The organism is Streptomyces sp. NPDC094143 (assembly GCF_040303825.1).
In the GTDB taxonomy this organism is placed as follows: domain Bacteria; phylum Actinomycetota; class Actinomycetes; order Streptomycetales; family Streptomycetaceae; genus Streptomyces.
In genome coordinates this window covers 168,734-188,902 of the sequence record NZ_JBEOTZ010000015.1, presented here as the reverse complement: position 1 = coordinate 188,902, position 20,169 = coordinate 168,734, and the positions used below count along the sequence as shown (strand labels likewise).

Annotated in this window: 18 protein-coding genes, 1 pseudogene and 1 riboswitch; of the genes and pseudogenes, 7 read left to right on the top strand and 12 right to left on the bottom strand. The window is 71.8% G+C overall.

Annotated features, from left to right (window positions below):
* Positions 1–168 precede the first annotated feature (168 nt).
* A riboswitch (cobalamin riboswitch) is annotated at positions 169–295 on the top strand.
* Between the two features lie 122 nt (positions 296–417).
* Positions 418–2,805: a ribonucleoside-diphosphate reductase subunit alpha gene (locus ABTZ58_RS20850; RefSeq protein WP_351358518.1), complete on the top strand. Its 2,388-nt coding sequence runs from the start codon at positions 418–420 to the stop codon at positions 2,803–2,805.
* Positions 2,805–3,815 carry a ribonucleotide-diphosphate reductase subunit beta gene (locus tag ABTZ58_RS20845; protein WP_351358515.1) on the top strand — a complete coding sequence of 337 codons (1,011 nt, stop codon included), beginning with the start codon at positions 2,805–2,807 and terminating at the stop codon, positions 3,813–3,815. The genes ABTZ58_RS20850 and ABTZ58_RS20845 overlap by 1 nt, the downstream gene beginning before the upstream one ends.
* On the opposite strand, the gene ABTZ58_RS20840 is transcribed toward ABTZ58_RS20845, so the two are convergent.
* Positions 3,728–3,970: a hypothetical protein gene (locus ABTZ58_RS20840; protein ID WP_309097734.1), complete on the bottom strand. Its 243-nt coding sequence runs from the start codon at positions 3,968–3,970 to the stop codon at positions 3,728–3,730. The two genes, ABTZ58_RS20845 and ABTZ58_RS20840, sit on opposite strands and share 88 nt — an antisense overlap.
* 93 nt (positions 3,971–4,063) lie before the next feature.
* Between ABTZ58_RS20840 and ABTZ58_RS20835 the strand changes: the two genes are divergently transcribed.
* Positions 4,064–5,026, top strand: a complete 963-nt coding sequence (locus ABTZ58_RS20835; protein WP_351358512.1) for a GlxA family transcriptional regulator — start codon at positions 4,064–4,066, stop codon at positions 5,024–5,026.
* 12 nt (positions 5,027–5,038) lie between these two features.
* Here the strand turns inward: ABTZ58_RS20835 and ABTZ58_RS20830 are convergent, their stop codons facing one another.
* From ABTZ58_RS20830 to ABTZ58_RS20785, 10 genes and pseudogenes are all read right to left on the bottom strand, one after another.
* Positions 5,039–6,409, bottom strand: coding sequence for a bifunctional albaflavenone monooxygenase/terpene synthase (locus ABTZ58_RS20830; RefSeq protein ID WP_351358509.1), 1,371 nt, complete (start codon positions 6,407–6,409; stop codon positions 5,039–5,041).
* On the bottom strand, positions 6,406–7,491 hold the full coding sequence (gene cyc1 / locus ABTZ58_RS20825) for an epi-isozizaene synthase (RefSeq protein WP_351358506.1): 1,086 nt from the start codon (positions 7,489–7,491) through the stop codon (positions 6,406–6,408). Before cyc1 ends, ABTZ58_RS20830 begins: the two co-directional genes overlap by 4 nt.
* 295 nt (positions 7,492–7,786) lie before the next feature.
* Complete coding sequence (gene def / locus ABTZ58_RS20820; RefSeq protein WP_351358503.1) at positions 7,787–8,437, bottom strand: peptide deformylase; 651 nt, start codon at positions 8,435–8,437, stop codon at positions 7,787–7,789.
* A 124-nt stretch (positions 8,438–8,561) separates the two neighbouring features.
* Positions 8,562–9,542: a tetratricopeptide repeat protein gene (locus ABTZ58_RS20815; protein WP_351358500.1), complete on the bottom strand. Its 981-nt coding sequence runs from the start codon at positions 9,540–9,542 to the stop codon at positions 8,562–8,564.
* Between the two features lie 117 nt (positions 9,543–9,659).
* Positions 9,660–10,907 carry an HD-GYP domain-containing protein gene (locus ABTZ58_RS20810; RefSeq protein ID WP_351358497.1) on the bottom strand — a complete coding sequence of 416 codons (1,248 nt, stop codon included), beginning with the start codon at positions 10,905–10,907 and terminating at the stop codon, positions 9,660–9,662.
* Between the two features lie 641 nt (positions 10,908–11,548).
* A pseudogene (locus ABTZ58_RS20805) lies at positions 11,549–12,811 on the bottom strand (HD-GYP domain-containing protein); the annotation flags it as partial.
* Between the two features lie 122 nt (positions 12,812–12,933).
* Positions 12,934–13,245 (bottom strand): mycothiol system anti-sigma-R factor, encoded by a 312-nt coding sequence (rsrA, locus tag ABTZ58_RS20800; RefSeq protein WP_309095367.1) that lies wholly within the window; start codon positions 13,243–13,245, stop codon positions 12,934–12,936.
* On the bottom strand, positions 13,242–13,928 hold the full coding sequence (gene sigR, locus ABTZ58_RS20795; RefSeq protein ID WP_309095368.1) for an RNA polymerase sigma factor SigR: 687 nt from the start codon (positions 13,926–13,928) through the stop codon (positions 13,242–13,244). The genes rsrA and sigR overlap by 4 nt, the downstream gene beginning before the upstream one ends.
* Before the next feature lie 256 nt (positions 13,929–14,184).
* Positions 14,185–14,850: an alpha/beta hydrolase family protein gene (locus ABTZ58_RS20790; RefSeq protein ID WP_351358492.1), complete on the bottom strand. Its 666-nt coding sequence runs from the start codon at positions 14,848–14,850 to the stop codon at positions 14,185–14,187.
* 1 nt (position 14,851) lies between these two features.
* A complete protein-coding gene (locus ABTZ58_RS20785; protein WP_351358489.1) occupies positions 14,852–15,667 on the bottom strand; it encodes an SOS response-associated peptidase in 816 nt (271 codons plus the stop codon).
* Between the two features lie 50 nt (positions 15,668–15,717).
* Here ABTZ58_RS20785 and ABTZ58_RS20780 point away from each other — a divergent pair, with 50 nt between their 5' ends.
* The 4 genes from ABTZ58_RS20780 to ABTZ58_RS20765 all read left to right on the top strand — a co-directional run bounded on the left by ABTZ58_RS20780 (position 15,718) and on the right by ABTZ58_RS20765 (position 19,300).
* A complete protein-coding gene (locus ABTZ58_RS20780; protein WP_351358487.1) occupies positions 15,718–16,440 on the top strand; it encodes a M50 family metallopeptidase in 723 nt (240 codons plus the stop codon).
* A 71-nt stretch (positions 16,441–16,511) separates the two neighbouring features.
* Complete coding sequence (gene aroA, locus ABTZ58_RS20775) at positions 16,512–17,828, top strand: 3-phosphoshikimate 1-carboxyvinyltransferase (RefSeq protein ID WP_351358484.1); 1,317 nt, start codon at positions 16,512–16,514, stop codon at positions 17,826–17,828.
* A 17-nt stretch (positions 17,829–17,845) separates the two neighbouring features.
* On the top strand, positions 17,846–18,856 hold the full coding sequence (rsgA, locus tag ABTZ58_RS20770; protein WP_351358481.1) for a ribosome small subunit-dependent GTPase A: 1,011 nt from the start codon (positions 17,846–17,848) through the stop codon (positions 18,854–18,856).
* Positions 18,857–18,976: 120 nt separating this feature from the next.
* Positions 18,977–19,300, top strand: coding sequence for a DMT family transporter (locus ABTZ58_RS20765; protein ID WP_309095374.1), 324 nt, complete (start codon positions 18,977–18,979; stop codon positions 19,298–19,300).
* Positions 19,301–19,307: 7 nt separating this feature from the next.
* On the opposite strand, the gene ABTZ58_RS20760 is transcribed toward ABTZ58_RS20765, so the two are convergent.
* A complete protein-coding gene (locus ABTZ58_RS20760) occupies positions 19,308–19,913 on the bottom strand; it encodes a TetR/AcrR family transcriptional regulator (protein WP_351358543.1) in 606 nt (201 codons plus the stop codon).
* Positions 19,914–20,169: the final 256 nt, after the last annotated feature.

Sequence of the window (20,169 nt, the reverse complement as noted above, 5' to 3'; positions counted from 1 at the left end):
CGGCTACTTCTGCATGTTCCGTCAGCAACTCGGCCTGGGCGACCGGCTCGCGTTCTATCACTGCCAGGACTACGCGTTGCAGGGCTGGCCGTGAGGACTCCTCACGGCGGCCCGCCGTCGTATCCGACACAACATCTGGGGGTGCTACCGGAACCCACCACAAGATGTATGCTCATGCTCGCTGTCGCCGCAGGGGAATCCGGTGCGAATCCGGAACTGTCCCGCAACGGTGTACCCATGCCCCTAAAGGCGCATGGGCGTCAGTCCGAGGACCTGCCGACAGTGCACCCGGCCACCCGGCCGGTGTGCCTGACGTCCGGGCCTCGTGGAATGGGCCGGTGGACGCGACGCCGCGTGCGCTCGTGTGCTGCCCCCTGCCCTCGACGAGGCCCCGTGCCGAGCGAGGGAGAGCCCCACGTGACCATCGCGCCAGCCGATCCGGTCTCAGCCGCCGAGGAAGCCTGCGAAGAGACCGCCGAAGAAGCCACCGCAGAGGCGCACGACGCTCCCGGTGCCGCGCTGTTGCGGACCCTGACCGAGCTGACCGCCGACCTCCCCGACGCCGACCCGGGCCGGGTCGCCGCCGCCGCCCTGCGCGGCCGCTCCGCGCGGGCGGACGAGGCGGAGTTGCGCGAGCTGGCGACGGAGGCGGCCGCCGGTCTCATCGCCGAGGACCCCGCCTACTCCCGGCTGGCCGCCCGGCTGCTGACCATCGGCATCCGTGCCGAGGCCGCCTCCCAGGGCGTCACGTCCTTCACGGAATCGGTCGCCGTGGGCCACCGCGAAGGGCTCATCGCCGACCGGACCGCCGGCTTCGTCCGGCTGCACGCCGCCCGGCTCGACGCCCTGATCGACACCGCCGCCGACGACCGCTTCGGCTACTTCGGCCTGCGCACGCTGCACAGCCGCTACCTGCTGCGGCACCCGATCACCCGCAAGGTGATCGAGACGCCCCAGCACTTCATGCTGCGTGTGGCGAGCGGCCTCGCCGAGGACGACACCGCACGGGCCGTGGACGAAGTCGCCGCGCTCTACCGGCTGATGAGCCGCCTCGATTACCTCCCCTCCTCCCCCACGCTCTTCAACTCCGGCACCCGGCACCCCCAGATGTCGTCCTGCTACCTCCTGGACTCCCCCAGGGACGAGCTGGACTCCATCTACGACCGCTACCACCAGGTCGCCCGCCTGTCGAAGCACGCCGGCGGCATCGGCATCGCCTACTCCCGCGTCCGCGCCCGGGGTTCGCTGATCCGCGGCACCAACGGCCACTCCAACGGCATCGTGCCGTTCCTGAAGACCCTCGACGCCTCGGTCGCCGCCGTGAACCAGGGCGGTCGCCGCAAGGGCGCCGCCGCGGTCTACCTGGAGACGTGGCACTCCGACATCGAGGAGTTCCTGGAGCTGCGGGACAACACCGGTGAGGACGCCCGCCGTACGCACAACCTGAACCTCGCGCACTGGGTCCCGGACGAGTTCATGCGGCGGGTGAACGCCGACGCGCGGTGGTCGCTGTTCTCCCCCGCGGACGTGCCCGAGCTGGTGGACCTGTGGGGCGAGGAGTTCGACGCCGCCTACCGGGCCGCCGAGGCGAAGGGCCTGGCGAGGAAGACGCTGCCCGCGCGCGAGCTGTACGGCCGGATGATGCGCGCCCTCGCGCAGACCGGCAACGGCTGGATGACCTTCAAGGACGCCGCCAACCGCACCGCAAACCAGACCGCCGAGCCGGGCCACGTCGTCCACTCCTCCAACCTCTGCACGGAGATCCTGGAGGTCACCAGCGACGGGGAGACGGCGGTCTGCAACCTGGGCTCGGTCAACCTCGGTGCCTTCGTGAGCGACGGGGACATCGACTGGGAGCGGCTGGACGCGACCGTCCGCACGGCCGTGGCGTTCCTCGACCGGGTCGTCGACATCAACTTCTACCCGACCGAGCAGGCGGGCCGCTCCAACGCCCGCTGGCGCCCGGTCGGCCTCGGCGCCATGGGCCTGCAGGACGTCTTCTTCCAGCTGCGCCTGCCCTTCGACTCGCCCGCGGCGAAGGCCCTGTCCACCCGCATCGCCGAGCGGATCATGCTCGCCGCCTACGAGGCCTCCGCCGACCTCGCCGAGCGCAGCGGCCCGCTGCCGGCCTGGGAGAAGACCCGTACGGCCCGGGGCGTGCTGCACCCCGACCACTACGACGTGGAACTGACCTGGCCGGAGCGCTGGGCGGCCCTGCGCGAGCGGATCGCCACGACCGGCCTGCGCAACGCGCTGCTCCTGGCCATCGCGCCCACGGCCACCATCGCCTCCATCGCGGGCGTCTACGAGTGCATCGAGCCGCAGGTGTCCAACCTGTTCAAGCGCGAGACGCTGTCGGGTGAGTTCCTCCAGGTCAACTCCTACCTGGTGGACGAGCTGAAGCGGCTCGGTGTGTGGGACGCCCGCAGCCGCGAGGCCCTGCGCGAGGCGGGCGGCTCGGTGCAGGGCTTCGCCTGGATCCCCGAGGACGTTCGCGCGCTCTACCGCACGGCGTGGGAGATCCCGCAGCGCGGCCTGATCGACATGGCGGCGGCCAGGACCCCGTTCCTGGACCAGTCCCAGTCCCTGAACCTCTTCCTGGAGACGCCGACCATCGGCAAGCTCTCCTCGATGTACGCCTACGCCTGGAAGTCCGGGCTGAAGACCACGTACTACCTGCGTTCGCGCCCGGCGACCCGGATCGCCCGCGCCGCCCAGGCCACCGTCCCCGTGCAGGCCGCCCCGGACCCCGAAGCGGTCGCCTGCTCCCTGGAGAACCCCGAGTCCTGCGAGGCCTGCCAGTAATGCCCAGCAACCAGAATCTCCTCGAGCCCGGCTTCGAGCTGACCCTGCGCCCCATGCGCTACCCGGACTTCTACGAGCGCTACCGGGACGCCATCAAGAACACCTGGACCGTCGAGGAGGTCGACCTCCACTCGGACGTCGCCGACCTCGCCAAGCTCTCGCCCGCCGAGCAGCACCTGATCGGCCGGCTGGTCGCGTTCTTCGCGACGGGCGACTCGATCGTCGCGAACAACCTGGTGCTGACGCTGTACAAGCACATCAACTCCCCCGAGGCGCGGCTCTACCTGAGCCGTCAGCTGTTCGAGGAGGCCGTGCACGTCCAGTTCTATCTGACGCTGCTCGACACCTACCTGCCCGACCCGGAGGACCGGGCGGCCGCCTTCGCGGCGGTGGAGAACATCCCGTCCATCCGGGAGAAGGCGGAGTTCTGCTTCAAGTGGATGGACTCGGTCGAGAAGCTGGACCGGCTGGAGTCACAGGCGGACCGGCGCCGCTTCCTGCTCAACCTGATCTGCTTCGCGGCGTGCATCGAGGGCCTGTTCTTCTACGGCGCCTTCGCCTACGTCTACTGGTTCCGCAGCCGCGGCCTGCTGCACGGTCTGGCGACCGGCACCAACTGGGTGTTCCGCGACGAGACCATGCACATGTCGTTCGCGTTCGACGTGGTCGACACCGTCCGCAAGGAGGAGCCGGAGCTGTTCGACGAGCGGCTCCGTCAGGAGGTGACGGACATGCTCCGCGAGGCCGTCGAGGCCGAGCTGCAGTTCGCGCGCGACCTGTGCGGTGACGGCCTCCCGGGCATGAACACCGAGTCGATGCGGCAGTACCTGGAGTGCGTCGCCGACCAGCGACTGACCCGCCTGGGCTTCGCTCCGGTGTACGGCTCCGAGAACCCCTTCTCCTTCATGGAGCTGCAGGGGGTTCAGGAGCTGACCAACTTCTTCGAGCGGCGGCCCTCCGCGTACCAGGTGGCGGTGGAGGGCACCGTCGACCTGGACGAGGACTTCTGAGCCGGCGCGTTCTCGCGGGCCTCCTGAGCCTCCCTGATCTGCCGGTCGATGCGCCGGTCGCGCACGATGCCGAGCACGGACGGGAGGACCAGGAGGACCAGCGTCCCGAGTACGAAGACCATGGCGATGAGTGTCTGAGTCTGGTTCGTGTCCATGGACACCACTGTCGCGCCGAATGGTCCTTACCGTCAGTGGCAGTACTGCCGCAGACCCTCGAATTACTGCCAACGGTGCGGCACACTGGACGCATGCTGCAGAACGTGGCCGTCGTCCTGCTCGACGGTGTGACCCCCTTCGAACTCGGCGTGGTGTGCGAGGTCTTCGGCACCGACCGCAGTGACGACGGCCTGCCGGTGTACGACTTCGCCGTGGCCTCGGCCGAGGGCCCGGCCCTGCGCATGGCCTCGGGCCTGTCGCTGCAGGTCGAGCACGGGCTGGAGCGGCTGGAGACGGCCGACCTCATCGCCGTCCCGGCCGGGGACGGCTACTCCACCCGCACCTTCCCGCCGGAGCTGCTGGACGCCCTGCGCCGCGCCGTGGACCGCGGCGCCCGGGTGCTCAGCGTCTGCTCCGGCGTCTTCGTGCTGGCCGCGGCCGGGCTGCTGGACGACCGGCGCTGCGCGGTGCACTGGAAGCACGCCCGGGACCTCGCCCTGCGCTACCCCCGGGTGGCCGTCGAGCCGGACGTGCTCTACGTCGACGAGGACCCGGTGATCACCTCCGCGGGCACCGCCGCCGGCATCGACGCCTGCCTCCACCTGGTCCGCAAGGAGCAGGGCTCCGAGGTCGCCAACAAGATCGCCCGGCGGATGGTGGTGCCGCCGCACCGCGACGGCGGCCAGGCCCAGTACATCGAGCGCCCGCTGCCGCACTCCGAGGCCGACACGATCGGCGAGGTGCTGGCGTGGATGGAGCGCCACCTCGACGAGGAGGTGACCGTCGAGCAGCTCGCCGCCCACGCCCACATGTCCCCGCGCACGTTCGCCCGCCGCTTCCAGCAGGAGACGGGTACGACTCCCTACCGCTGGGTGCTGCGGCAGCGGGTGCTGCTGGCCCAGCGGCTGCTGGAGGCGACGGACGAGACGATGGACGCGATCGCCGGCCGGACGGGGTTCGGCAACGCGGCCACGCTGCGCCACCACTTCGTCCGGGCGGTCGGGACCACGCCGAACGCCTACCGGCGCACGTTCAGGGGCACCGAGGCGGCCTGAGGACGGGCACCGTCACCTCGCCACCGGCCGCACCCGCAGGTCGTGCGGCCGCAGCGTGATGCCGACGCGTGTGCTGTCGTTCGAGCCCGCCACCTGCTCGAAGCGGTACCTGGTGGCCAGCGCCGCCGTGATCAGCGTCAGCTGCGCCATCGAGAAGTGGTCGCTCGGGCACTTGCGGTTGCCCGTGCTGAACGGGCTCATCGCGTGCTTCGGGATCGTCTTGACCCGCTCCGGCAGCCAGCGGTCCGGATCGAACTCCAGGTTCCGCTCGTACGACTTCGCGTCGCGCTGGATGGCGTACGGACTGTAGACGATGTCCGCTCCGGCCGGAATGCGGTATCCACCGAGTTCCGTGTCCCGCACCGCCCGGCGCGTCAGAATCCACACCGCCGGACTCAAACGCATGGACTCGACCACGACATTGTTGGTGTGCCTGAGCTCTCGTACGTCGGCAAATGCCACCGGCCTCCCACCGGTGACGGCTTGCACTTCGTCACGCACCCGGTCGGCGTGTTCAGGGTGTTCCGCGAGCATATGCAAGAGCCACATGATCGTGGATGCCACGGTTTCGCTGCCCGGGGTGAGGATCGCGACGACCTGATCGTGGATCTCCTGTTCCCCGATGGGGTCGCCATTCTCGTCCTTCGCCTCCAGCAATGCCGTCAGCAAATCGTCCGGCTTTTGACCGCTTGCGCGGCGCTCGGCGATGATCTCGTCGACCAGGAGATGTAAATCGGCCAGGGCCCGGTTGAATTCGCGGTTGGCCGGGAGCGGAAGGTTGTAGAGCGGTCCGAGCGGGATCACCATCCGCCGGTACATCCCGCGGAAGACGGTGGCCAGGGCGACGCACAGCCGCTCCGCCCGCTCGTCCATGAAGTCGCCGCGCAGCAGACAGCGGGCCGCGATGCGCACGGCCACCCGGAAGGACTCGGAGGTGCAGTCCACCGTCTCGCCGGGCTTCCAGCGCTCGGTGAGCGCGTGTGCCTCCTCCTCCATGATCGGCCCGTAGGCGGGGATGGCGTCGAGCCGGAAGGCGGGCTGGATGGTGCGCCGCTGGCGGCGGTGGCGCGGGCCGTTGGCCGTGGCCACGCCCTCCTTGCCGAGCAGGCCCTCCAGGGACTCCCACAGCGGTCCGGCGATGATGAAGTCGTTGCTCAGCGCCAGCGCGCCCGTGAGGGCCGGGGTGGTCACGGCGTAGACGGTCTTCGGGCCGAGCTTCAGCCGGACCACCTCGCCGTGGTCGCGCAGCCGGGACATGAACGCCAGCGGGTCGCGCGCCAGCTTCCAGCCGTGCCCGAGGACGGGGACGGCGCCGCCGGCCCGGGGCGGCTCGCGCAGTTCCGGGGCCAGGGGGGCTTCAGGCCTCACAGACTCGACGGTCATTTCTCACCTGCCGCTTCGTTGTTGACGTACGGGGGCGTGGACCGGTCGTCCCAGCTGTCGACCATGTACCGGCCGGACTCGTGGTGGAACCAGTAGACGGAGCTGAACCAGTTCCGCATATCGCTCAGGCAGACGCGCACGGCGGCGCTCAGTTCCTTTCCGCGCACGGTGCCGTCGGCGAGCTCGTCGGCGAACCGCAATGCCTCCTGCTCGACGTCGAGGAATTCGGTGATGCATTCCTCGACCCGGCGCCGGACTTCCACCACCGCCTGTTCCAGCGTCAGCCCCTCATGGACGATGAGACTTATTCCGAGATTGTGCACCTCGTCGCCCGCTATCTCCTTCGGAAGCGAGCAGAGATCGTTGTACCAGGCGGCGAATTCCTGGCTGAGCAACGCCGCCCGCCGATAGGCCGGGTGTTTCCGCACGGTGTCGGGGAGTTCGCACCCCGCGGTCGGCTCCAGCAGGTCCGTCCATATCCAGTGGGCGAAGGTGAGCCGACGCAGCCGGAGGTATTCCTCGACCGTCGGCACGATGCCGTGCGCGCGATTGTGGAACTCCCGGTCGTAGGCCTCGATCACCTCGTGGAAGTGCCGGGCGAACCGGAGGTTCCACGTCTGCGGCAGGAACCCGTACAGCCGCAGCACGCTGTCGGCGAACCCGGCGACCAGCGGGTCCTCGTGGTGCAGGTGCTCCCCGGGGGAGTCGAGCGCGGTGTGCAACCGGTCCCGCAGCTTCCGCCAGGCGAGCGGGCGCCCGTGCACGATGTCGCGGTCGTGCCGGTCGTCCCAGACGAAGAACCAGGCGCTGTAGTCCGCGATGGCCTGCATCACCTCGTCGGGGGCGCCGATGTAGTACCCGGCCATGAGGTCCGTGTAGCACAGGCCGTCGGCATATTCCGCCACCTTCTCGGCGGGCATGAGCCGCTTTTCGAGCAGCCATGCCCGCGTCTCCTCCTGGCACTTCGGCCAATACGGGTGGAGTTGCCGGGGAAACGCCGCCTCGATCACAGGGAGGGAGAGCGACGGTGGAACTGCGATGGTGGTCGGTGTCGATGTGGTGCCGTGTGACAAAGCATGCACGAACTAACCCCTCTCAGCCGCCAGTTGGCGCGGGCGCCCCTCCCTTCGTGCCGGGCGTGCGCCGTTGCATACCCCGCTCACCCCATTCAGCACTACAACTGACCGTTCTGGGAACGTATTTGCTTCATTCGCTACCCCACAGTGCCGGGATCCTCCTGTCGTGTGACTGGTGCGGGATCACCAGGAGAGCGGAAGCGATCGAACGTGCGACGGACAGGCGAACGACACAGGCGAACGGCGCCTGTTCAGGGTGAGAAACCCGAACAGGCGCCGTTCGCCTGGTGCGCCCGAGGTGTCAGTCGTTGGCCACCACGGGGTAGCGGGGCTCGTTCTCAGCCATCTGCCGCAGCGCGTCCTTGCGCTCACGCTTGGAGAGCCGGTCGATGTACAGGTAGCCGTAGAGGTGGTCGGTCTCGTGCTGCAAACACCGAGCGAAGTATCCGGTGCCGCGCACCTTGATCGGGTTGCCGCGCTCGTCCTGTCCGGTCACCTCTGCGTAGTCCGGCCGGGCGAGCGGCGCGTACGCGGTCGGCACCGACAGGCAGCCCTCGTTGCTGTCGTCCAGCCGGCGCTTGTCGGCGGGCAGTTCGACGAGCTTGGGGTTGCAGACGACACCGGTGTGCCGAACGCCCTCGTCGTCGGGGCAGTCGTAGACGAAGACCTTCGCGTCGACGCCGATCTGGTTGGCGGCCAGGCCCACGCCCTCGGCGGTGCGCTGGCTCGCGAACATGTCAGCGACGAGCTGCTGCAGCTCCTCGCCGAACTCGGTGACGTCCTTGCACTCCTTGTGCAGCACCGGGTTCCCGACCACCGTGATCGGCCGCGAGGTCCCCCGCTCCCGCCAGGCCGCCTCGCGCTCCTCGCAGTCCTCCGTGTCGATCACGTACCCCTCGTCATCGACGGGGAGCACGCCCGCGTGCTGCTGATCGGTGTCCTGCTGAGCCATGACGTTACGTACGCCTTCCTGAACAATTCCAAGGGATGCTGATACAGGGTACGCGGGTGAAACGCCCTGCTTCAGGGCGCGGGGAACCGGCGAGCCACCGACGCGGCCGCACCCGGCGACGGCGCTAGCACACCTCTTCCAGATCCCGCCAATCCCGCGAATCCGGACTGTCGGCCACCCACCCGTCCAGCAACCCCCGGACCAGCGAAGCCGGCGCGGCCAGCCCGCACTCCCGCTCCGGCACCCACAGCTGCCCGTCCGTCCGGTGCCCCAGCGGCCCGGGATGCCCCGGCTCGCTGTGATCGTGCGGATCCAGGTGCTCCCCGTCGCCCTCGTCCGACGGCATCCGCGACTCCGAGCACATCCGGCACAGCAGCCGCACCGAGGAGGACCAGTCCTCCGCGGCGAACCCCGCGTCCGCGGCCAGCTGCTCCAGCGCGTCCCGGTCGGCCTCCGTCGCCGCCTCCAGCAGCACCACCCAGGTCGGCACCGGGGACGGCGCCCACAGCTCGATCTCGTCGAACACCGGGTAGGTGTGCCCCGCGGCCGTGGTCCGCTCCCCGTGCGGCACGCCGTCGTGCAGGACGACCTCGCCCCAGCGCCGCCCCGACGACGGCAGCGGAATGGACAGCACCTCGATCCGCGCGGGATCCAGCCGCCGCCCCCACACGACCTCCGCCTCGCCCTCCGGGGAGAGCCGTACGGCCGCGCTGCCGAGGTCCATGCCGACGGGCTCGCCCGAGTCGTTCGCGGCGCCCGGCACCCGCAGCCCGTAGGCCTGCCAGGCACGGCGGGCCAGCGGCCAGTCCTGGAGGGCGGTGGCGGCGATGCCGACGTTCCACCAGTCGGGCGCGCCGGAGTCCCGGTCGAGCAGGGCCACCGCCCGCAGGCCGGCGGCCCGGGCCTGCTCCCAGTCGTGCCGGAACTTGTGCAGCAGGGCGAGGTTGAACCAGGACTCGGACAGCCAGGGCTCCAGATCGGCGGCACGTGTCAGCAGCGCGCCCGCGTCCTCGTACCGGCCGTCGCCGATGAGGGTGAATGCCCGGTCCGTGGCCTGCCGCCAGGAGGCGGAGGGCCGGTGCCGTCCCTTGCCGAAGATCCTCACGATTCCCGCCTGCCAGTTCCGTGCTGTGGGCTGGCCGTAGCTGTGTTTCGAGCCCCCGGACACCTTCTCCTTCGCATCCAACCACGTACGGCCTCGGGGGCGCTCATTACCCATGGGTTACCCAGCCACGGGCAGCGTCAGACTGCTCCTTGCCAGTACCCGGGCCAGTGATTCCACCACTTCCGGCGCGTACTCCCCGGCGGTGGCGAGCCGGATTTCCTCCAGCGCCGTCAGCGGCCCGCCCGGGCCGCCTTCCCGGGACTTCTCCTCGTACGCGTTCACGGCCCGGACGATCCGGGCCGCGAGCGGCTGCTCCGCGTACGGGTCCGCCTGCCGCTCCACGACCACGGCGACGGCCTCGTCGACCCCCGTCTGCCGGACCACGGCCCCGCCGAGCAGCGCGATCCGGCGCTGCTCGGCGGCGGGCAGGGCGGCGGTGGCGCCCGCCGGCACGGGGTCGACGAGGCTCAGCTGCCCGATGTCGTGCATCAGCGCCGCGTACTCCAGCACGGCCAGCTCGGGCTCGGTGAGGCCCAGGTCGCGCCCGACGGCCAGACTGAGCGCGGCGACCCGGCGGGCGTGCCCGGCCGGGGTGTACCCGGCGACCTCGGTGGCCCGCGCGAGGGAGGCGATGGTCTGCCGGTAGGTCGCCCGGACGGCGGCGTAGCGGCGGAAGGACATCTGGGCCAGCAGCAGCGGCACGGAGAAGACGGGCAGCGCCCACAGCCCCACGACGGCGACCGCCAGCGCCATCACCGCCCCGGTGGCGATGACGGCGGAGCCGATGCCGCGCACGGCCCGCAGCTCGTCCCGCAGCACCGGCCCGAACGGCCAGCCGGTCCGCGAGTGCGCCAGGGCGGCGGCGAGCACCGCGTCGCACAGCGCGGTCAGGGACAGCAGCGCGAGCAGCAGCAGCGCGTAGGCGGGTCCGCCCCAGTCGTCGAACATGCCGCGGTTGTAGGGGGGCTGGAAGCACACGGCGACGAACCCGACGGTGAGCACGCGGCGGGCGAGGTGGTCGAGCGTGGGCCCCTGCCCGCGGGCGACGTGCGGCACGCTGCCGAGCAGCGAGGCGGCCAGCACGACGGCGACGACCTGGGCGGGACCGTGGTGCGTGGCCCGCCCGCCGGCCTCCCCGAGCAGCCCGTACGACAGGGCCGCCGCGGCCCCGAGCGGTGCCGGCTCCCTGACCTGGGCGTCGTTGCGCCGGGCGAGCTCGCCGACGGTGACGAGGACGCCGAAGGCGAGGGCGACCCGGCGTTCCTCCAGCCCGCCGTAGAGGGTCGCGGCGAGGGAGCCGGCGGCGAGGACGGCGGCACAGGCGTGGACGAGGGTCAGGAGCGGGGGCGGCCGGTGGCCGTTCATCGGCGCGACCTCGGCTGCCCGCCGACGGGCGCCCCCGGCGAGGGCACCCCTGCGCCCTCATCGCGCCCCTGCCCGACCTGACTGCCCTGCCCGCCCCGCCCGACCTGGCCGCCTTGCCCGGTTTCACCGACCTGGCCGCCCTGCCCGACCTGGCCGCCCCAGCCGCCCTGCCCGACCTGACTGCCCTGCCCGGCTTGACCGCCCTGCCCTGCCCGGCCACCCGGCCGGGCCTGGAATCCCTGTCCGGCCTGTCCGGTCTGTCCGACTTGACCGCCCTGCCCGCCCCGGCCGCCCTGCCCGACCTGGCCGCCTTGACGGGCCTGAACGCCCTGCCCGACCTGGCCGCCCCGCCCGGCCTGGTCACCCCGGCTGCCGTGTCCGACCTGGTCACTCCGGTCGCTCTCACCGCCCTGACCACTCAGGCCGGCTCGACCACCCGGACCACCCGGACCACCCAGAGCACCCGGACCACCCTCAACACGTCCGACCCCCTCCCCCGGCGAGCCGGGCGGGACACCGGCACCGCCACCCGCGCCCCCGGCACCGCCGCCGACACCGGCACCGCCGCCGCCGACACCGGCACCCCCACCGCCGCCGACACCGCCACCGGCCACACCACCCCCGCCGCCCAATCCCTCCGTATCGTCCGCGGTCACCGCCGGGCGCCAGCCCGCCCGTTCCACCGCCCCGACCAGGGCCGTGACCATCACCGGGTCGAACTGGCTGCCCGCGCACCGCTCCAGCTCCGCCAGGGCCACCGGCACGGGCCGGGCCCTGCTGTAGCAGCGGGTGGAGGTCATGGCGTCGAAGGCGTCCGCCACCGCCACCACCCGCGCGGACTCCGGGATCTGACGGCCCACCAGCCCGTAGGGGTACCCGCTGCCGTCCAGCCGCTCGTGGTGGTGCAGCACGGCGGCCCGGGCCTCCCCGAGGAAGCCGATGCCGCGCACCATCTCGTGCCCGTACTCGGGGTGCAGCTCGATCACCCGCCGCTCCTCGGGCGTGAGCGGCCCGTTCTTGCGAAGCAGCCGCGTGGGCACGCCCAGCTTGCCCACGTCGTGCAGGATCCCGGCGAAGCGGAGCACCTCGACGCGCTCGTCGTCCATGCCCAGCTCGCGCGCGATCATCATGGACGCCTGCCCGACGCGCTCGCTGTGCCCGCGCGTGTAGCCGTCCTTGATGTCGACGGCCTGCACCAGTGCCCGGATGGTCGCCTGATGGGCCGCCCGCTCCCGGTGGTACTGGGCGAACGCCCACCACGAGACGCACATCGGCAACAGCACGAGCAGCGCGGCCACGGGCCCGTACGGGCTGCGCCACAGCACGGCCATCATCAGCCCGGCCAGCCCGTGCACGGAGATCGGCGCGAGCGAGCGCGCCACCAGACCCCGCCAGGCCCGCCGTACCGGCACCCGCTCGGCCACGGCCAGGATGCCGCCGTCCAGCACCGCCAGCACCAGGCAGAACGCCAGCACGGCCGCTCCGGCCGGACCGAGCGCGTAGGGGACGTCCCCCGCGACGACCGCGTCCCGGCCGCCGAGCAGCCAGTGCACCCGGGCCGCCGCCCACACGCCGAGGACGAGCTGGGCGGCCCGCCACGACCGCCGCAGCGCCACCGGCCGCTGCGCGTGCGAGAGCAGCGCGCCGGGGACGGCCACCAGGGCGGCGGCCGGCGCGGGCAGCAGGAACGCACCGGCGAGCAGCACGGGGTAGAAGGTCCCGGCCGGATGGGAGAGCCCCACGAACCGGGACCGGGCGACGCGCTCGCAGCCGGCGTACAGCGCGGCCAGCAGCGCCACCGCCCACCAGGGCGCGCGAACGCCCGGCAGCGGCAGCAGGCAGAGGACCGCGGCGACGACGACACAGGCGACATACACGCGTGTCCGAGCCGGTACCGCTTCCATGCGCCCCTCCCCGGCCATGTCCGTCAGGCCCGGAGCCTAGGACGGCGGAAGGGGGCTCCACGGGTGGATAACCCGCGGATTAGCACGTTCGAGTGATGCGTTCGAGTGTCCCAGAACGGGGTTCAGGACTCCTGCGGCGTGGCCGGCGAGGCCGTGACGTCCTGCTCGGGGACCGCCTGGCCGGAGCGGATCAGGTCGATCCGCCCCATGACCTTGGCGCGCAGATCCCCGGGGACGTCGTCATGCCCGCAGCAGCGCTTGACGAGCTTCTTCACGGCCTGCTCCAGGCCGTACTTCTCCAGGCACGGCGAGCACTCCTCGAAGTGGTGCTCGAACTTCACGCAGTCCGAGTCCGGCATCTCACGGTCGAGGAACTCGTAGAGATGATCGAGGATTTCGCTGCAATCCGTCTCGTGCGGCTCTCCGCAGCTCATGACCCCGAGCCTTTCGCTTCGTTCGACTCTCCGGCGCCGGCCGGAACCATCCCCCGCTCACGGGCGTAGTCCTCCAGCATGCCGCGCAGCTGACGGCGGCCGCGGTGCAGCCGGGACATCACCGTACCGATGGGTGTCCCCATGATGTCGGCGATCTCCTTGTAGGCAAAACCCTCGACATCCGCCAGGTAGACGGCGATGCGGAACTCCTCGGGGATCGCCTGGAGCGCTTCCTTCACGTCCGAGTCGGGCAGGTGGTCGAGCGCCTGCGACTCCGCGGAGCGCAAGCCCGTCGACATGTGCGACTCGGCGCGGGCGAGCTGCCAGTCCTCGATCTCCTCGGCCGCCGAGCGCTGCGGTTCCCGCTGCTTCTTGCGGTACGAGTTGATGAAGGTGTTGGTGAGGATCCGGTACAGCCACGCCTTGAGGTTGGTGCCCTCACGGAACTGGTGGAAGGACGCGTACGCCTTGGCGTACGTCTCCTGTACCAGGTCCTCGGCGTCGGCCGGGTTGCGCGTCATGCGCAGCGCGGCCGAGTACATCTGGTCGAGGAACTCGAGCGCGTCCCGCTCGAAACGCGCGCTGCGCTCGGTCGCGGTCTCCGTGCTCGTGCCGCCCTGGCCCTCGGGCTGCTCCGCCTGGCCGTTGTCGGTCCCTGCGTCGGTCCCAGTGACCGGACCCACCTCCTCCAGTGTTCTCGTGAGACCGAAACCGGTCTCACCCGAATCGGAGGATAGACGACGATCCGGTCCGCCCGCCGCCCGAATCGGGGCGGTCCTGGCCCCGTGCAGCACCGTCCACTCCAGGTCGGCACGGCTGCTGCGGCTCGGGCAGAAGGTCGAACCCATGCGGCGGACTTCCTCTCCTACGGCGTCGGTGCTGGTCTCCAGCACGTACGTCCCGCACAACAGTGACCACCGCCCCGGCATTCCCGAGGCTTCACCCGAGTGACCCGGTCCACCCGACGACGGCGTCCGTGATGACCGCCACGGTCTCCTCCTGCGAGATCCCCGCACGTTTCGGCACGGCGAAGCCGTGATCCCCGTACGGAACCTCCACGAGCTCGTAGGCGCCCTCGGGGAACTCCTCCGGCCTGCCGAACGGGTCGTTCCCGCCCTGCACGACCAGGGTGGGCACGCCGGAGCCGAGCAGTTCCCCGGCCCGGGACCTCTCCGGCCTGCCGGGCGGGTGGAGCGGGAAGCTGAGCGCGAGCACGGCGTGGGCGCCCAGCTCGGTCGCGGTACGGCAGGCCACCCGGGCCCCGGCGCTGCGGCCGCCCGAGACCACCGGCAGTCCGGGCGCGGCCAGCGCGGGCCAGATGCCGCGCCAGCCGGTGTCCAGGGTCCTGGGAGCGGGCGCGAGCTTCTTCCCGGCCACCCGCCAGGGCTGCTCCACCCGGGCCACGGTCACGCCGTGGGCGGGCAGGACCTCCGCCAGGGCCGTCAGGTCGCGGGTCTCGATACCGCCGCCGGCGCCGTGGCTGACGGCGAGCACCAGCCGGGGCCTGTCCGCCGGGTGCCAGGTGATGCGGGCGGTTCCGGCCTCGGTCTCGACAGCCTCGGTCGTCTCACGGGCCGCGTCGGTCCCGTCGTTCGCATGGGTCACGTCAGAAGAGTGTGCCCTCTTCCGGCCCTTCCAGTTCCTTCAGCAGCTCCGGCCCGTTGTTGCGGACGTTGCTGACGGCCGTGGTGACGGGGTAGGCGCGCATCAGTCCGGCCGGCGGCGGGGCGAGCAGGTCGCGCAGGCCGTCGGCGTCCGTGCGGGACGGGTCCAGCCAGGCGTCCCAGCGGTCGGGCGTCAGCATCAGCGGCATCCGGGGGTGGATGTCGGCCAGCGCCCGGGGCCCCTCGGCCGGTGCCACCGCGAGCGGGCTGGTCTCGGCCTCGGTGGTGATGACGGAGCACGTCACCCACCAGGCCTGCGGGTGGTCGTCCGGCAGTGTCTTGTCCCGCCAGAACTCGTACAGCCCGGCCATCGCGAAGACCGACCCGTCCGCCGGGGTCACGAAGTAGGGCTGCTTGCGGGGCCGCTTCTTCTTGCCCTCGACCTCCAGCTCGCGCTCCTGCGTGCCGGTGACCCACTCGTAGTAGCCGTCGGCGGGCAGGATGCAGCGCCGGGAGGTGAAGGCGCGGCGGTAGGACGGCTTCTCGTGGACGGTCTCGGCGCGGGCGTTGATCATCCGGGCGCCGCCCTCGGGCGTCTTCGACCACGAGGGGACGAGCCCCCACCTGAGCGTGCGCAGCTGCCGAACCGGCCGCGGGTCGTCCGCGTCTTTCAGGGGGCGGTCGAGGACGGCGTAGACCTCCTTGGTGGGCGCCACGTTGTAGTCCGGTTCGAGGGTCTCCTCGGGCTCCCACTTCTCGATCTCGAAGATTCCCGCGAGATCCTCTGGCCTACGACTCGCTGCATACCGTCCGCACATACGTGCCACACTGCCAGATTCCATCCGCCCACAGGGAGCCGACGCCGCACATGGACAGCACCGCAACCGCCTCGCTCGCCTCCCTCTGGGACGAGGTCTCCGGCACGCAGCCCGACCCCGACCTGTGGGTGGTGGTCGCGGCCCTGGGAGTCGCGCTCGCCGTGGTGATCCCGCACGGTCTGTGGCGCATCTCCCGCAACGCCATCACCATCGCGCACGAGGGCGGCCACGGCCTCGTCGCCCTGCTCTCCGGCCGCACCCTCACGGGCATACGGCTGCATTCGGACACCAGCGGCCTGACCGTCAGCCGCGGCAAGCCGCACGGCATCGGCATGATCCTCACGGCCGCCGCCGGCTACACCGCCCCTCCCCTGCTGGGTCTCGGCGGCGCGGCCCTGCTCGGCGCCGGCCGCATCACGCTCCTGCTGTGGCTGGCCACGGCCCTGCTGCTGGCCATGCTGGTGATGATCCGCAACGCCTACGGCGCCCTCACGATGATCGTCACCGGCGGACTGTTCGTGGTGGTGTCCTGGCTGGCCGGGCCTCAGGTCCAGGCGGCGTTCGCGTACGTGGTGGTGTGGTTCCTGCTGCTGGGCGGGGTGCGTCCGGCCTTCGAACTCCAGGCGAAGCGGGCCCGGGGCGGGGCGGGCGACTCGGACGCCGACCAGCTGTCCCGGCTCACCCACGTACCGGCGGGCCTGTGGTTCTTCCTGTTCCACGCCGTGTCGCTGTGCTCGCTGATCGGCGGAGGGCGCTGGCTGCTGGGGCTGTGACCGCGCGCGGACCGGGGCGAGCGGCGCGATGGGGCGGCCCCCGGACCACCGCCTGCTTATAAAGTAAAGGCATGGTCCCGAACACCGCAGACACCGCCCTCTGGCCCGCCCCGCACGCGAGCGGAGCCGTCGACGCGACGGTCCACGTGCCCGGGTCCAAGTCGGTCACCAACCGCGCCCTCGTCCTCGCCGCCCTCGCCTCCGAGCCGGGCTGGCTGCGCCGCCCGCTGCGCTCCCGCGACACGCTGCTGATGGCCGGCGCGCTGCGCGCGATGGGGATCGAGATCGAGGAGGGCGTCGGCCCGGACGGCACCGGCGAAGCGTGGCGGGTGCTGCCCACGGGGCTGCGCGGCCCGGCCACGGTCGACGTCGGCAACGCCGGCACCGTGATGCGGTTCCTGCCGCCCGTCGCCGCGCTCGCCGACGGCCCCGTCCGCTTCGACGGCGACCCCCGCTCCCACGAGCGCCCGCTGCACGGCGTCATCGACGCGCTGCGCCGGCTCGGCGCCCGGATCGACGACGACGGCCGCGGCGCGCTGCCGCTGACCGTGCACGGCGGCGGTGCCCTGGACGGCGGCCCGGTCTCGATCGACGCGTCCTCCTCGTCGCAGTTCGTCAGCGCCCTGCTGCTGTCCGGCCCGCGCTTCAACCAGGGCGTCGAGGTCCGCCACACCGGCGACACGCTGCCCTCCCTGCCGCACATCCGCATGACCGTGGACATGCTGCGCGCGGTCGGCGCCCAGGTGGACACCCCCGAGTCCGGCGGCGAGCCGAACGTCTGGCGGGTCACGCCGGGCGCCCTGCTCGGCCGGGACCTGGTCATCGAGCCGGACCTGTCCAACGCCCAGCCGTTCCTGGCGGCGGCCCTGGTCACGGGCGGCAAGGTCGTCATCCCGGACTGGCCGGCCCGCACCACCCAGCCCGGTGACCGGCTGCGGGAGATCTTCACGGAGATGGGCGGTTCCTGCGAACTCACCGAATACGGACTGGTGTTCAACGGCTCCGGCTCGATCCACGGGATCGACGTGGACCTCGGCGAGGTCGGCGAGCTGACGCCGGGCATCGCCGCCGTCGCGGCCCTCGCCGACTCCCCGTCGACCCTGCGCGGCGTGGCCCACCTGCGCCTGCACGAGACGGACCGGCTGGCGGCGCTGACCAAGGAGATCAACGAGCTCGGCGGCGACGTGACGGAGACGGCCGACGGCCTGCACATCCGCCCGCGCCGGCTGCACGGCGGGATCTTCCACACCTACGACGACCACCGCATGGCCACGGCCGGCGCGATCATCGGCCTGGCGGTGGAGGGCGTGCAGATCGAGAACGTGGCGACGACGGCCAAGACCCTGCCCGACTTCCCCGACCTGTGGACCGGGATGCTCGGGGCGTAGGACGCGGGGACCAGGTCATGCGCCGCTACGGCAAGCACACCGACGAGGACGACATCCGCACCCGTCCGGGCCGCCGAAACACCCGGCCCCGGACGAACATCCGGCCCAAGCACGAGGACGCCGCCGAGGGCCTCGTCCTCACCGTCGACCGGGGCCGCCTGACCTGCCTCGTCGAGGACCGGGTGGTCATGGCGATGAAGGCCCGGGAGCTGGGCCGCAAGGCCGCGGTGGTCGGCGACCGGGTGGCCCTGGTCGGCGACCTGTCGGGCAGGAAGGACACGCTGGCGAGGATCGTGCGCATCGCGGAGCGCACGTCCGTACTGCGACGCACGGCGGACGACGACGATCCCTACGAGCGCGTGGTCGTCGCCAACGCCGACCAGCTGGCCGTCGTCACCGCCCTGGCCGACCCGGAGCCCCGCCCCCGCCTGATCGACCGCTGCCTGGTCGCGGCCTACGACGGCGGCCTGGAACCGCTGCTGGTGCTGACCAAGTCGGACCTCGCCCCGCCCGAGAAGCTGCTGGAGCTCTACGGCGACCTCGACATCCCCTACGTCGTCACCAGCCGCGAGGAACTGGAGAGCGGCACCGCCGTCGCCCGGGTGCGCGAGCAGCTCGACGGCAAGATCACCGCCTTCGTGGGGCATTCCGGGGTCGGCAAGACGACCCTGGTCAACGCGCTGGTGCCCGAGGAGCGGCGGCGCTCGACCGGGCATGTGAACGCGGTGACGGGCCGTGGCCGGCACACCACCACCTCGGCGCTGGCGCTGCCGCTGGCCGGCACCGACGGCTGGGTCATCGACACGCCGGGCGTGCGGTCGTTCGGGCTGCACCACGTCGACCCGTCCCGGGTCATCAAGGCCTTCCCCGACCTGGAGCCGGGCACCGAGGGCTGCCCGCGCGCGTGCAGCCATGACGAGCCGGAGTGCGCGCTGGACGCCTGGGTCGCCGCGGGGCACGCGGATCCGGCGCGGCTGTACTCGCTGCGCCGGCTGCTGGCCGCACGGGAGCGCACGGAAGGCGACTGACCTCCGCGTTGTTTGTCCTGCCGTGCGGACGGTAAGTGCATAATCGCACCAAGCCGGATGCAAGCCTCGACAAAACGAGACGAAGCGGTCACTGAACGTGGGGTTACGGGAGGACGACACATGGCGTGGCTGCTGGTCATCGTGGCCGGGTTGCTCGAGACCGGTTTCGCCGTCTGCCTGAAGCTGTCGCACGGCTTCACACGGCTCTGGCCGACGATCGCGTTCTGCGTCTTCGCGCTCGGCAGTTTCGGTCTGCTCACCCTGTCGCTGAAGAAGCTCGACGTGGGCCCCGCCTACGCCGTGTGGACGGGCATCGGGGCGGCGGGGACGGCCATCTACGGCATGGTGTTCCTGGGTGACCTGGTGTCGACGCTGAAGATCGTGTCGATCAGCCTCGTCGTCATCGGCGTGATCGGGCTGCAGTTGTCGGGCTCGGCGCACTGACGCCCTGTCAGCCGGCCTGCCGGGGCAGGGCGCTGCGGACGAGGTCGGCGACGCCGCCCTCGCCGGGCGGTGCGGCCACGCAGGACAGGGCCAGCCGGACGGCGAGTTCGCAGGAGCGGGCCAGGTCGGCCGTGTCGGACTTGGGCGTGCCGGGTCCGGCCAGGACGGTCACGGCGCGGTCGCGGACGAGGGCGACGAAGTCGCCGGGCGAGGGCAGGGGTCCGTCGGCCCGGCGCTGGGCCGGCACGGCGGAGGTGGACGGGACGGCCGACAGGGTCGGCGACGGCAGGCGTTCGCTCCAGCAGCCGGTGAGCATGGCGCGCACGAGGGCGTTGTCCCGGGCCGCGGAGGTGACCCACTCGGCGGTGGCGGTGAGCCGGTCGCGCGGGTCGCCGGGGCCGGCGAGCGCGCGGTCCACCCCGGCGAGATAGCCGTCGGCCTCCCTGCGCACGAGCGCCCGGGCGAGGCCGTCCTTGCTGCCGAACTCGTTGTACAGCGTCTGCCGGGACACTCCGGCCGCCGCGGCCACGTCCACCATCCGCACGGCGGACCACGGCCGGCGCGCCAGCGCCGCGAAAGCGGCGTCCAGCAGAGATTCCCGCGCTGCAGGCATCATCGCCTCCCCTTGGGGCGAGCGGCTCTGCGCCCAGGTTTGACGCGCGTGGAAGCACTGTCAAGGGTTCGCGAGCGCGCACGGGGGCGCGTTTCGGCCGTCTCGCGCGGGGTGTTGAGACACCCCGGGCCCGGGCCTTGCCGCCGAGCGCGCTCACCCGCCCCGCGCCGCGCATCCCACCGGCACGTCACCCGATGACTCCCCGGCCACAAACCCCCGGTGGCCCCATCCCCACCTCGGCAGATAGGTTCGTCAC

Coding starts and splice junctions, on each gene's coding strand:
- rsgA (WP_351358481.1), top strand. CDS start 17,846: ATGCGCCGCTACGGCAAGCACACCGACGAGGACGACATCCGCACCCGT.
- def (WP_351358503.1), bottom strand. CDS start 8,437: ATGGCTCAGCAGGACACCGATCAGCAGCACGCGGGCGTGCTCCCCGTC.
- ABTZ58_RS20835 (WP_351358512.1), top strand. CDS start 4,064: ATGCTGCAGAACGTGGCCGTCGTCCTGCTCGACGGTGTGACCCCCTTC.
- ABTZ58_RS20765 (WP_309095374.1), top strand. CDS start 18,977: ATGGCGTGGCTGCTGGTCATCGTGGCCGGGTTGCTCGAGACCGGTTTC.
- ABTZ58_RS20840 (WP_309097734.1), bottom strand. CDS start 3,970: ATGGACACGAACCAGACTCAGACACTCATCGCCATGGTCTTCGTACTC.
- rsrA (WP_309095367.1), bottom strand. CDS start 13,245: ATGAGCTGCGGAGAGCCGCACGAGACGGATTGCAGCGAAATCCTCGAT.
- ABTZ58_RS20780 (WP_351358487.1), top strand. CDS start 15,718: ATGGACAGCACCGCAACCGCCTCGCTCGCCTCCCTCTGGGACGAGGTC.
- ABTZ58_RS20760 (WP_351358543.1), bottom strand. CDS start 19,913: ATGCCTGCAGCGCGGGAATCTCTGCTGGACGCCGCTTTCGCGGCGCTG.
- ABTZ58_RS20845 (WP_351358515.1), top strand. CDS start 2,805: ATGCCCAGCAACCAGAATCTCCTCGAGCCCGGCTTCGAGCTGACCCTG.
- aroA (WP_351358484.1), top strand. CDS start 16,512: ATGGTCCCGAACACCGCAGACACCGCCCTCTGGCCCGCCCCGCACGCG.
- ABTZ58_RS20830 (WP_351358509.1), bottom strand. CDS start 6,409: ATGACCGTCGAGTCTGTGAGGCCTGAAGCCCCCCTGGCCCCGGAACTG.
- ABTZ58_RS20785 (WP_351358489.1), bottom strand. CDS start 15,667: ATGTGCGGACGGTATGCAGCGAGTCGTAGGCCAGAGGATCTCGCGGGA.
- ABTZ58_RS20810 (WP_351358497.1), bottom strand. CDS start 10,907: ATGAACGGCCACCGGCCGCCCCCGCTCCTGACCCTCGTCCACGCCTGT.